At 72.7% G+C, this 12343-nt stretch carries 10 protein-coding genes; 4 read left to right on the top strand and 6 right to left on the bottom strand.

The window, feature by feature from the left end; translation table 11 throughout:
* The first annotated feature begins 135 nt into the window (after positions 1 to 135).
* Complete coding sequence (locus ABZ646_RS00175; protein WP_360511304.1) at positions 136 to 3495, top strand: S41 family peptidase; 3360 nt, start codon at positions 136 to 138, stop codon at positions 3493 to 3495.
* Between the two features lie 91 nt (positions 3496 to 3586).
* Here ABZ646_RS00175 and ABZ646_RS00180 read toward each other — a convergent pair whose 3' ends face one another.
* From ABZ646_RS00180 to ABZ646_RS00195, 4 genes are all read right to left on the bottom strand, one after another.
* Positions 3587 to 3835 carry a hypothetical protein gene (locus tag ABZ646_RS00180; protein WP_360511306.1) on the bottom strand — a complete coding sequence of 83 codons (249 nt, stop codon included), beginning with the start codon at positions 3833 to 3835 and terminating at the stop codon, positions 3587 to 3589.
* Between the two features lie 89 nt (positions 3836 to 3924).
* On the bottom strand, positions 3925 to 4809 hold the full coding sequence (locus ABZ646_RS00185; RefSeq protein WP_360511308.1) for an SDR family oxidoreductase: 885 nt from the start codon (positions 4807 to 4809) through the stop codon (positions 3925 to 3927).
* The gene (locus tag ABZ646_RS00190) at positions 4806 to 5762 is read right to left on the bottom strand and encodes an alpha/beta hydrolase (protein WP_360511310.1); all 957 of its coding nucleotides are present in this window, start codon (positions 5760 to 5762) and stop codon (positions 4806 to 4808) included. The genes ABZ646_RS00185 and ABZ646_RS00190 overlap by 4 nt, the downstream gene beginning before the upstream one ends.
* Complete coding sequence (locus ABZ646_RS00195; protein ID WP_360511312.1) at positions 5759 to 7288, bottom strand: NAD(P)/FAD-dependent oxidoreductase; 1530 nt, start codon at positions 7286 to 7288, stop codon at positions 5759 to 5761. The genes ABZ646_RS00190 and ABZ646_RS00195 overlap by 4 nt, the downstream gene beginning before the upstream one ends.
* Before the next feature lie 188 nt (positions 7289 to 7476).
* Between ABZ646_RS00195 and ABZ646_RS00200 the strand changes: the two genes are divergently transcribed.
* Both ABZ646_RS00200 and ABZ646_RS00205 read left to right on the top strand, forming a co-directional pair.
* Positions 7477 to 8097, top strand: a complete 621-nt coding sequence (locus ABZ646_RS00200) for a MerR family transcriptional regulator (RefSeq protein ID WP_360511359.1) — start codon at positions 7477 to 7479, stop codon at positions 8095 to 8097.
* Between the two features lie 148 nt (positions 8098 to 8245).
* A complete protein-coding gene (locus ABZ646_RS00205; protein WP_360511314.1) occupies positions 8246 to 8668 on the top strand; it encodes a hypothetical protein in 423 nt (140 codons plus the stop codon).
* Positions 8669 to 8682: 14 nt separating this feature from the next.
* Here ABZ646_RS00205 and ABZ646_RS00210 read toward each other — a convergent pair whose 3' ends face one another.
* Positions 8683 to 9486 (bottom strand): exodeoxyribonuclease III, encoded by an 804-nt coding sequence (locus tag ABZ646_RS00210; protein ID WP_360511316.1) that lies wholly within the window; start codon positions 9484 to 9486, stop codon positions 8683 to 8685.
* 88 nt (positions 9487 to 9574) lie between these two features.
* On the opposite strand from ABZ646_RS00210, the gene ABZ646_RS00215 reads away from it, so the two are divergent.
* On the top strand, positions 9575 to 10063 hold the full coding sequence (locus tag ABZ646_RS00215) for a GNAT family N-acetyltransferase (protein ID WP_360511318.1): 489 nt from the start codon (positions 9575 to 9577) through the stop codon (positions 10061 to 10063).
* 285 nt (positions 10064 to 10348) lie between these two features.
* Here ABZ646_RS00215 and ABZ646_RS00220 read toward each other — a convergent pair whose 3' ends face one another.
* The gene (locus tag ABZ646_RS00220) at positions 10349 to 12319 is read right to left on the bottom strand and encodes a hypothetical protein (protein ID WP_360511320.1); all 1971 of its coding nucleotides are present in this window, start codon (positions 12317 to 12319) and stop codon (positions 10349 to 10351) included.
* Positions 12320 to 12343 lie beyond the last annotated feature (24 nt).

Genomic DNA, 12343 nt, shown 5'->3' on the forward strand with positions numbered 1-12343 from the left:
CCCGCTTACACCACGAAGATACCCCGAGATCTATAGAAACGAAACCGTTTCGTACGTGTGCTCTCTCACGCCGCGTGTCGCACGCGTACGTCTCCACGAGTTGCTGCCCCTCCCGGCCCGGAAAAGCATGGGGAGGTGAGCTATCTGCGCCTGCCGCATCTCCACGGCGACCTGTTGTGCTTCGTGGCCGAGGACGACCTCTGGCTGACCTCCCTCGACACCCCGGGCCGCGCCTGGCGGCTCACCGTCGACCGCACCAAGGTCGGCCATCCGCGATTCTCCCCCGACGGCCGCCGGGTCGCGTACACGAGCTGGCGCAGCCTGGTGCCCGAGATCCACCTGACCGACGTCGACGGCGGCCCCGGGCGGCAGCTGACCTACTGGGGCAGCGCGGACACCCGGGTGTGCGGCTGGACACCCGACGGGGACATCCTGGCGGTCGCCTCGCACGGCCAGCCGTTCTCCTACTTCACCTGGGCCTACAAGGTCTCCCCCGACGGCGACCCCGGGCGCAAGCTGCCCTGGGGCCCGGTCGCCGACATCCAGGTCGCCGACCTCGCCGGCGAGCGCAGGACCCTGCTGCTCACCGGCACCCCGCCGCACGAACCGGCCGGCTGGAAGCGCTACCGGGGCGGTGCCACGGGCCGGCTGTGGCTGCACGGCCGGCGGCTGCTGGCCGGCATCGGGGGCCATCTGGACGCCCCGATGTTCGTCGGCGACCGGATCGCCTTCCTCTCCGACCACGAGGGCATCGGCAACCTCTACTCCTGCGCCCACGACGGCTCCGACCTGCGCCGGCACACCGACCACGACGCCTTCTACGCCCGGCACGCCGCCAGCGACGGCACCCGGGTGGTGTACCAGTGCGCAGGCGACCTGTGGCTCGTCGACGACCTCGGCCCCGAGGCGGAGCCGCGCAGGCTGGACGTACGGCTGTCCGGCCCGCGCGCGGGCCGCCGCCCCTACCAGGTGCCGGCCGCCCAGCACGTCGACGGCGTCTCGGTCGACGAGACGGGACGGGCCAGCGCCGTCGTCGTACGCGGCAGCCTGTACTGGCTCACCCACCGCGACGGCCCGGCCCGCACCATCGCGGACACACCCGGGGTACGGGTACGGCTCCCGGAGATGCTCGGCTCCACCGGCCGGATCGCCTACGTCACGGACGCCGGGGGCGAGGACGCGATCGAGGTCGCCTCGCTGCCCCGGGCGAGCGGCGACCGCCCGCCGCACCGGCTGGCCTCCGGGCGGCTGGGCCGCGTGCTCGAACTGGTCTCCGACCCGCTGGGCGAACGGCTGGCGGTCGCCTCGCACGACGGACGGCTGCTGCTGATCGACATGCCGCAGGACGAGGGTGCCGAAGGGGCCGAGGGCGCCGAGTCCGCTGCCGATCCCGTTGATTCCGTGTCTGCCGACCCCGTTGAGTCCGTTGAGTCCGTTGATTCCGCCGATTCCGTTGATCCGGTCGATCCGGTCGATCCGGTCGAGTTGATCCACTCGCTCAACGGTCCCGTCCGCGATCTGGCCTTCTCGCCGGACGGGTCATGGCTGACCTGGTCGCATCCGGGGATCGGCCGCACGTTGCGGCAGATCAAGATGGCGCGGATCAGCGACCGGCTCGTCATCGACATCACCAACGGCCGCTTCGAGGACGAGAACCCGGTGTTCACACGCGACGGCCGCTACCTCGCGTTCCTGTCCTGGCGCGGCTTCGACCCGGTGTACGACGTGCACACCGGCGACCTCTCCTTCCCGCTGGGCTGCCGCCCCTACCTGGTCCCGCTCTCCTCGGCGACCCCGTCCCCCTTCGCCCTCAGCCCGGACGGACGGCCCGCCGCCGGCGGTCTGGACCCCGTCGAGGACGAGGAGCCCGGCGACGGCAGCACGGTGACGGTCGAGGTCGAGGGACTGGAGAACCGGGTGACCCCCTTCCCGGTCGCCGCCTCCAAGTACTCCACCATGTACCCGGTCGCCGGCGGCGGTCTGGTCTGGCTGCGCTGGCCGATCTCGGGCGCGCTCGGCGAGACCTTCGCCAACCCCGCCGACACCAGCGGCCGGCCGACCCTGGAGTACTTCCACATCAGCAAGGCGAAGAAGGCCGAACTCGTCGACCACCTCGACTGGTTCACGGTCAGCGGCGACGGCACTCGGCTGGTCGTGGTCGACGAGGGGGAGTTGCGGGCCGTCCCGTCGACCGAGTCGGGCGACGGGGACACGACCGTCTGGATCGACCTGCGCCGCATCCTGCACGAGGTCGACCCGCCCGCCGAGTGGCGCCAGGCGTACGCCGAGGCCGGCCGGCTCATCCGCGACTACTTCTGGGACCCCGGGATGTGCGGCATCGACTGGGACGGGGTGCTGGACCAGTACCGTCCGCTGGTCGAACGCGTCGCCTCCCCCGACGAGTTCGCCGACCTGATGCGCGAGCTCCTCGGCGAGCTGGGCACCTCGCACGCCTACGTCACCCCCGCCCGCCGCAACGAGGGCCCGCCGCACTACCAGCGCTTCCAGGGCCTGCTCGGCGCCAACTTCGCCCGCCGGGAAGGCGGCTGGACGGTCCAGCGGATCCTGCCCGGCGACTCCTCCGACTCCAAGGCCCGCTCCCCGCTCGCGGGCACCGGGATCCGCGAGGGCGCGGTCCTCACCCACGTGGACGGCAGGCCGGTGGATCCGGTGACCGGCCCCTACCCGCTGCTCGCGGGCGCGGGCGGTACGACGGTGGAGCTGACGTTCACCCCGGGCGCGGGCGAGCCGGGACCGCCGCGCCGGGTCGCCGTCCTCCCGCTGATCGACGAACGGCCGCTGCGCTACCAGGACTGGGTGGCCAAACGCCGTGAGGTGGTACGGGAGATGAGCGGCGGCACGTGCGGCTACCTGCACATCCCGGACATGGGCGGTTCGGGCTGGGCCCAGTTCAACCGCGACCTGCGCGGGGAGGTGTCGCGGCCGGCGCTCATCGTCGACGTGCGCGGCAACGCGGGCGGGCACATCAGCGAACTCGTCGTGGAGAAACTCACCCGGACCATCCTCGGCTGGGACCTGACGAGGAACGCCCAGCCGGTGTCGTACGCCTCCAACGCCCCGCGCGGCCCGATCGTGGCGCTCACCGACGAGGCCACCTCCTCCGACGGTGACATGATCACGGCCGCGATCAGGCTGCTCAGGCTCGGCCCGGTGGTCGGGCAGCGCACCTGGGGCGGAGTGGTCGGCATGACCGGACGGCACCGGCTCGGCGACGGCACGGTGATCACGGTGCCGATGAACGCGGCCTGGTTCGAGGAGTACGGCTGGTCGGTGGAGAACCACGGCGTCGCCCCCGACCGCGAGGTCCTGCGCACCCCTCTGGACTGGGCGGAGGGCCGCCATGTGGAGATGGACGAAGCGATCCAACTGGCCCTGGACCTGCTGACCGACCACCCGGCGGCGATCCCCCCGGACTACACCGAGACCCCCGACCGCTCCCGCCCCAAGCTCCCCCCGAGACCGACGGCGCCCTGAGCACCCCGTCACCGGAGAGCCCCGTCAGAGCGCGGGGCACCCTCCGGAACGAAGGGCGCCCCACACGATCCGGCTCAGCCAGGTACGACGGCTAGGCGTCGTAGTCCTGGCTGAACCGGTCCTGCATCTCCTGCTCGGTGTCGTCCATGTTCTGACGACCGCGCTCACGCGCCTGCTGGCCGTGCTGCTGCGCCTGCTGGCCACGCTGCTGCGCCTGCTGGCCACGCTGCTGCGTCTGCTGGCCGTGCTGCTGCGCCTGCTGCTGGCCGTGCTGCTGGCCCTCGCGCGCCTTCTGCTTGGCCTGACCCTGCGTCTTGCCGGCCTTGTCCTTCATACCCATGTGGGTTCACTCCCGTGGAAGGTGTGGGGAATCGGCCCTCAGTGGGGCCTCGACCAGATTCACACGGGCCGGCTACGCACGCATGTCGATCAGTGACGCTGCGTAGTGCGCGCCTCCTCGTCGGCCGCCCCACCCGCACCGACGAGCCCCGTGCGCACACCCTGCAGGCGGGGCGCGAACCGCTTCATCTCACGTTGCCCGACCGTCCCGATGAGCGCCGGCAGGTAGCCGCGCACGCCCTGCATCCCGCGCAGCCACCACTGCCCGTACACGTGCGCCGAGCGCCGTTCGATCCCGGCGACCATCCGGTCCACCGCCGGACCCAGCGGGTACGTCTTGTTCGACGGCCACGGCAGCCGCTGCCGCAACTCCCGCATCACGTCGTCCTGGTCGGCGCCGCGCACCATGTCGGTGTCCGTCCACGACAGGTACGCGACGCCGACGCGCACGCCCTGGTGGCCGATCTCCGCGCGCAGACTGTGCGCGTACGCCTCCACACCCGACTTGGACGCGCAGTACGCGCTCATCATCGGTGCCGGTGTGATGGCGGCCAGCGAGGCGACCTGGAGCAGATAGCCGCGGCTCTCCCGGAGCACCGGCAGGAACGCCCGTGCCGTCACCGCCGAGCCGATCAGGTTGACCTCGATCACCCGCCGCCAGGCCTCGGGATCCGAGTCCGCGAACGGACCGCCGTTCGCCACCCCGGCGTTGGCCACCACGATGTCGACCCTGCCGAACCGCTCCTTGACCTCGGCCGCGACCCGGCTCATCGCCTCGTGGTCGGTGACGTCGGCGTACCAGTGGGCGCCTTCGGTGTGCAGCCGTCCGGCGGCCTCCTTCAGCGCCTCCTCCTCCAGCCCCACGAGCGCCACCTTCACCCCGCGCGCGGAGAGCTTGCGGGCGAGCAACTCGCCGACCCCGCGCGCCGCTCCGGTGACGACCGCGACCTGTCCTTCGAGACCGACCCTGCTCATGAGCCCTCCGTGATCCGCTCGGGCGCCTCGGCGCCGGTGTCCGCCGGGGTGACCGCCACATACGTGGTGACGAGTTCCCGGATCTTCCCGTTGACCGGCTCCGACGCCTCGACCGGCGTCATGTGGCCCACGCCGGGCAGCTCGGTGACGCCGAGGGAGTGCGGCAGCGTGGCGACCAGCGCGCGGGCGTGCAGCGGGGGCGTGAGCCGGTCGGCCGTACCGGTGAGGACGGCCGTGGGGACCCGCAACTCCCGTACGCCGGAGTCGAGGTCGAGTTCCGCGAGGACACCCGCCCAGGCATGCCGTACGGCGCGCGGGCAGGCGTGCACGATCCGCGCGCACGCCTCCACCATGTGCGGGGCGGAACCGGCGCCCATGGTCGCGTACCTGAGGACGCGCTTCGCGACGGGCGTGACCGGTCCGAGTGGGGCGCGTGAGCCCAGGACGCGCGCCGTGAGCCAGGTGCGTGCCGCCCCGGCGCGCAACGGTATGACGAGCGCCTCCGCGATCAGCCGTGAACTCCCCGTGCTGCACAGCAGAACGGCGGCGGCGTGCTCCCGGAAGCGGGGACGCGCGGCGGCCGCCATGACCGTCATGCCGCCCATGGAGTGGCCGACGATCACGGCTTTCTCCCCGCGTGCGAGTGTCTCGGCCAGCACCGCTTCCAGGTCGTCCGCCAGCGCGCCGGTGGTGCACGCGGGGCTCGCGGGACTGCGCCCGTGACCCCGCTGGTCGTACGCGACGACCCGGTGGTCGACGGCGAGTTCCCGGATCTGCGCGGCCCAGAAGGCGGTGGAGCAGGTCCAGCCGTGGGCGAGGACGACGGGGGGCGCGTCCTCGGGGCCGTGCACCTCGACGTGCAGCCGGGCGCCGTCGGCGGAGACGACGGTGAGTTCCCGCGCGGGCACCGGCGGGGCGTAGGGCCCGCTGGTCACATGGGCGAGCCGGCTCACGCGCCCACCTCCGCGCCGGACCTGGCACCGTCCGCGCGGCCCGCGTCGTCCGGCAGGGGCGGGCGGATCACGTCGTACTCCCCCAGGTCCACGCGCTGGGTCGCGCGCCGGAACTCGGTCGTCGTGCCGGGCCAGATGGTGGTGTTGCGGCCGTTCGCGTCCAGGTACCAGCTGGTGCAGCCGCCGGTGTTCCAGACGGTGCGCTTCATCCGTTCCTGGACCTTGTCGTTCCAGGCGGCCACCGCACCGGGGCGCGCGTCGAGGGCCGCCCGGCCGCCGAGGACCCGGAGCTGGCGCAGGTAGTCGGCCAGGTAGTTCAGCTGGGACTCGATCATGAGGATCATGGAGGAGTTCCCGAGGCCGGTGTTGGGTCCGATGATCGTCATCCAGTTGGGGAACCCGGCGGCCGAGGCACCGCGCAGCGCCTGCATGCCGTCCTGCCAGGACTCCGCGAGGGTGCGTCCGTCGGCGCCGACGACCCGTTCCGCGATCGGCATGTCGGTGACGTGGAAGCCGGTGCCGAAGATGATCGCGTCCACCTCGGCGGTGCTGCCGTCGGCGGCGACCACCGTCGAACCGCGGATCTCGGCGAGCCCGCTCGCCACCACGTCCACGTTCCGCCGCGCGAGCGCCGGATAGTAGGTGCTGGACAGCAGGATCCGCTTGCAGCCGATGCGGTAGTCCGGGGTGAGTTTCGCCCGCAGCGCCGGGTCCTTGACGGCGCGGGCCATGTTGCGCAGGGCGAGCTTCTCGACCAGGCCGAGTTCGTCGGGGTGCTTGGTGAACGCCTGGACCTGGAGTTCCCGGATGCCCCACAGGAGCCCGCGCCGGGCCCGGGTGGTGAAGGGCAGCGCCCGGTGCAGCCCGCGTTCGGCGGCGCCGATGGCGCGGTCCACGCGGGGCATCACCCAGGGCGGGGTGCGCTGGAAGAGGGTGAGGCGGGCGACCTCGGGCTGGATCGCGGGCACGATCTGGATCGCGGAGGCACCGGTGCCGACCATGGCGACCCGTTTGCCGCGCAGGTCGTAGTCGTGGTTCCAGCGCGCCGAGTGGAAGACCTCGCCCTCGAAGGAGTCCAGGCCCGGGATCGCGGGGATCTTCGGGTCGGACAGCGGGCCGGTGGCCGAGACGACGACGTCGGCGGAGAAGGTGCCGGCGGCCGTCTCGATGTCCCAGCGCAGCTGCCGCGCGTCCCAGGTCATGCGCTTCACCTCGGCGTCGAAGCGCAGATGGGGCCGGAGCCCGAAGGTGTCGGCGACATGCTCGAGATAGGCGCGGATGTGCTCCTGCCCGGAGAAGGTGCGCGGCCAGTCGGGGTTCGGGGCGAAGGAGAAGGAGTACAGGTGGGACGGCACGTCGCAGGCGCACCCCGGATAGCTGTTGTCCCGCCAGGTGCCGCCGACGCTGCCCGCCCGTTCCAGGACGACGAAGTCGGTGACCCCCTCCCGGCGCAACCGCACGGCCGCGCCCAGTCCGCCGAACCCGGACCCGATCACCGCCACCCTTGCATGTTCGTGCTGGGCCATCCCGGAGCCTCCACACCTCGACCGCGATTACGCCAGTAATCACTGGCGCAGTCGCACTTTAGGGCAGCTCCGTACTGATGGGTAGGGGCTGCGCGGAGGACGTTCCCGTAAGCGGCTCCGCCGCGGGTACCGGTGGTACGACATAGGCTGCGGCCGTGGCAGAAGACGACGGACCGCGCGAGTACCGCATGGAGGAGCTGGCCGGAAGGGCCGGCATAACCGTGCGCACGCTGCGCTTCTACCGCGAACGCAAGCTGATCGCGCCACCCCGCCGCGAGGGCCGTATCGCCTGGTACGACGACCACCACCTGGCCCGGCTGCGCACCATCTCGGCACTCCTGGAGCGCGGCCACACCCTCAACGGCATCGCCGAACTGGCGGAGGCCCTCGACCACGGCCGGGACGTCGCCGACCTGCTCGGCGTGGACACCCCCAGCGAGGAGGAACCGGTCCGCCTGACCCCCGAGGAGCTCGCCGCCCGCTTCGAGGGCGAGGTCACCCCGGAGAACCTCGCCGCCGCCATGGAGCTCGGCTACCTGGGCACCGACGGCGACGACATCGTCCACATCAGCCGCCGCCTCCTCGACGCCTCCTCGGCCCTGGTCCGCGAGGGCCTCCCGCTGGCGGAGGTGCTGGCGGCGGGCCGCAGCGTACGCGAACACGCCGACGCCCTCGCCGACCTCTTCGCCCGCCTCGTCCTGCGCCACGGCTCCGAGGAGGACCTGGCCCGGCTACGCCCGCTGGCCCGCAGCGTGGTGGAGGCGGAGGTCTCGCTGGCCCTGGACCGCCGGCTGCGGAAACATGGCTAGATCGCCGACCGCAGGGACTCACTCCTTCGGGGTACTTTCCGGAGACTGCCCCTCGGAATGATGTTCGTGCTCCGAGAGTGAGTCGAAAGGCCCCGGCGGCTGTGCGACCAGCCCCGGGGTACGGCCGACTCCGCCTAGGAGCGTCGACGTGTCCGCGCTGCTCTCCGAGGAGGAGTTCCAAGCCTTGCAGGACATCCTGGCGGCCCGTTCCAACGGCACTCGCCGACCGAGAAGCCGGACAACCGCCCTGCTCACCGGCATCGCGCATTGCGCAGGCCGCGAAGGGCGCATGTACTTCGCCGCATGCAAGGGCTATCCGTACGGCGACTACGTGTGCCGCGCGACAGCACGCGGCGACATCTGTCCCCGCTCCACCGGAATCCGCTCTGACTGGCTCGACGAGTACGCCGTCAACCGCTACCGCGAGGCGTTCGGCACGGCCGGTGAGGTGACGCGGGAACAGTTGCTCAGGGACGGAGTGCGCGTCAACGTCGGCAAGGGGCGCTCGGGTGGCGGACCTGACCGGCCGGCCGGGCCCGACACCTCACGCCTGACCTTCACCTCCGCCTGACGGCCCGCCTCGGCTCACGTCTCGAAGACCACCGTCACAGGAGCGTGATCCGACCACCGCTCCTCATGACTGGCCGCCCGCTCCACGAACGCCTTGACGGCGCGGGCCGCCAGTCCAGGGGTCGCCACGGCGAGGTCGATCCTCCATCCTGAATCGTTGTCGAACGCCCGGCCCCGATACGACCACCAGGTGTACGGCCCCTCCATGTCCGGGTGGAGGGCGCGTACGACGTCGACGTAGCCGCCGTCGGCCGGGTCCAGGACGGTGCCGAGCCACTCCCGTTCCTCCGGGAGGAAGCCGGAATTCTTGGCGTTGGCGCGCCAGTTCTTCAGGTCGGCCTGCTGGTGGGCGATGTTCCAGTCGCCGCAGACGACGACCTCGCGTCCGTCGGCGGCGGCCCGCTCGCGCAGTTCCTTCAGGTGGGCGTGGAACTCGCCCATGAAGCGGACCTTCTCGTCCTGCCGCTCGGTGCCGACCTCGCCGGAGGGCAGGTAGAGGGAGGCCACGGTGACGCCGGGGAGGTCGGCCTCGACGTAGCGCCCACTCGTGTCGAACTCGTCCGACCCGAAGCCGATCCGCACCCGGTCCGGCTCACGCCGGGTGTACAGGGAGACGCCCGCGCGCCCCTTGGCCGCCGCGGGGGCGTGCACGACGTGCCAGCCGCCGGGCGCGCGCGCCTCTTCCGGGAGCTGCTGCGGTTCCGCGCGCACCTCCTGGAGGCAGAGCACGTCCGCGGAGGTCTGAGCGAGCCACTCGACGAAGCCCTTCTTCGCGGCGGCCCGCAGCCCGTTCACATTCACCGAGGTCACAGTCAGCACGGCGGGAACGATACCGGCACACTGGACGGCGTCCCGATGCCCACCGCGCCGCCCGACCGGCCGCCCGCACGAATATACGATACCTCACATGAATATACGTCGCGTTGCGTTCGACCATCCCGACGCCGTCAAGCTCAACGACGAGGTCCAGGCCGAGTACCACGTCCGCTACGGCGACGGTGGTGACGCCACGGTCCTCGACGCATCCGATTTCGCACCGCCGAACGGGGTCTACCTGATCGCGTACGACGAGTCCGAGCGCCCGGTGGCCACCGGCGGCTGGCGCAGCCAGGACGCGAACGGTGAGGGCAACGAGGACGGCGACGCCGAGCTCAAGCGCATGTTCGTCGTCGAGGGGATGCGCGGCCGGGGCCTGGCCCGCCGGATCCTCACGGCCCTGGAGGACGACGCCCGCGCGGCCGGCCGGCTGCGCATGGTCCTGGAGACCGGCACCAAGCAGCCGGAGGCCATCGCCCTCTACACCTCCAGTGGCTACGCCCCGTGCACCAAGTTCGGCTACTACCGCCACCACGAGTCGAGCCGCTGCTTCGCGAAGGACCTGGGCGGAGATCTGTAGCCCGCGCCAGTCCGGGCTGCCCCCGGGGGGGGCGAAGCGCCGCTCCCAGCGCTTCGTGCCGTCGACGGCGTCCAGCGCGCACAGGCCGTGGTGACCGCCGGTGCAGACGGGGGCGTCGGCCACCACCGGTGGACCCGGCCGTCGGCCACGGCGGGGGTGGTGACGTGCTCGTGGGCGCGCGGCTTCCCGCCGGCGGTGTACGCCGTGCCGTCGGCCACCGCGGGCCGGGCTCGGTCCACGTGGCCGGTCACCCGCTCCCACCGCAGGCGGCCGGTGGCGGCGTTCTCACCGGCCGGTGAGTGGGAGCCCGACTGCTCCGCGGGCGTGTCCGACGATCAGGCCGGGACCCGCGGTGGCCAGACAGGTGGGCGCCAGGTCCAGTGCGATGTGCTGCACCGTGCCGGTCTCCGGTTCCCATATCCGCAGGCGCCCGAGGCTGCTGCCGACGGCCAGGACGCGGCGCCCGTCGGGCAGCGTGGTGGCGGTCACCACCGGGAGGCCCGCGGTGCCCGTCGAGGCGGGCAGGGCGTCGCCGGCCGGCTCTCCGGTGGCGAGGTCCCACAGCCTGACCACGCCCTGGTCGTCCGCGGTGGCCAGCAGCGTGCGGTCCGGTGCGGGTACGGCCGCCACGGCTGCCACCCGGTGAACGACACCGCCGAGGGCGCGTCCGCTCAACTGCACGGCCGCGCCCCGCTCCCAGGGGTCGCCGACGGCCGGGTCCCACACGTGGACGCCGCCCCCGGTGTCCGCGGCGACGACCAGCGTATGGCCGGCGGAGATCGGGACGGCGGTGATCGACCGGATCGGGCTGCCGTACGGGTTGAGGCTCCCGACGGCCTCGCCGGTGACCGGGTCCCACGACCGGACCGCGCCTCGGGAGGTGGCGGTGACGAGCAGGGTCCGGCCGTCGGGGACGGTCGCGGCGCACATCCCGACCACCTCGCCCGGCGTGCTGCGGACCGGTTCTAGGACCGGCTGCCCGGTGCCGGGATCCCACAGGACGATCGTCCCTGTCTCACTCCCGGCGGCCAGGAGGACGCGGCCGTCGGGCAGGGGGAGGGCCGCCAGCGAGCGGACCCGGTCGGGGCACCCCGGCAGCGGGCCGTGGACCAGCCGGCCGTCGGCCGGATCCCACAGGCACACCGCGCCCCGGTCCCCGGCACCGGCGACGAGTGCGGGCCGACCGGGACGGGACACGGCCGCCAGCGCGTCGACACCTCCGATGGAGACAGCCACGGGGTCGGGTGCGGAGTCGGAGAACTCCGTCAGGTGACCCCAGACGGTGCCGTCGGCCGTGACCAGCGCCCTCCCGTCCCGCCGGAGCCGGGCCGGCACTTCACGCGTGGGGGCGTCCCGCACCGACCCCGCGGCGGGAGCCGGACGGTCGGCGGCCGTCCGCTCCGCCGAGGGGTGGTTCTGAGGGCGCGCGCCGTCCGGGTTCTCCGCCAGGCCGTCGGCGATCGTCCAGGTCCGTTCGCAGTCCCAGCAGCTGAAGTACCCGGTGAGCTGCATCAGTTCGCGGGCCCGTGCCCGCCCCGCCTGCCCGGCGCCGTCGGCCGCGACCATGCCGGCGACCAGGCACAGGGCGGCCCGGCCCGGCGTTGCGGGGTGTACGCCGGCCGCCGCGACGTCGCGTGCCACCCCCAGGAAGGGTTCCCACCCCTCCCCCAGCGACTCCTCGCGCAACGCGGTGGCGACCGCGCCCCAGGGGTGCTCCCCCGGACGGACCGGAACGGCTCCTGGCAGCTGCGGAGCCTCAAGGGGCGGACGCACCGGGTCCACGAAGAAGTCGGGGATCTCGGTGTCGCTCCCGCACCCGGGGCACAGCAGCCCGAGGTACCCCTCCTGCGGTTCGAGGGACCACAGGGCGGTGCCGATGTGGTGACCGGCGAAGGCGAGGCAGCTCAGCGCGAGGGAGGTACGGGCCTCTGCCGGGGCGTCGGTGGCGAGGAGACTCCGTACGGCCGCCCGCTCTGCCAGCAGGAGTGCGGCGCTGAAGCCCTCCTGGAGATCGGCCGGGACGGGGGACCGGTCCTCCGCGGTCACGATGAGTCCCATGTCCACCCAGAAATCCACGGTCCGGTCCGGGGGCAGAGCCGCTGCGGCCGCTACGAGGTGCGGCAGGGCCGCATAGGCTCCGTCGAAGACGGTTCCGTCGTCGATGAGGCCGTCGGCCAGGTCCTTCCAGGCGCCCGGCCACGCGTCGCCGCTCCCGGTGGCACCGTCCGACGCCATGTCCTCCAGGAGTGCTCTCACCTCCTCGGCTGACACACCGTCGAG

Origin of the sequence: Streptomyces sp. NPDC007162 (assembly GCF_040634175.1) — a bacterium.
GTDB lineage: Bacteria > Actinomycetota > Actinomycetes > Streptomycetales > Streptomycetaceae > Streptomyces.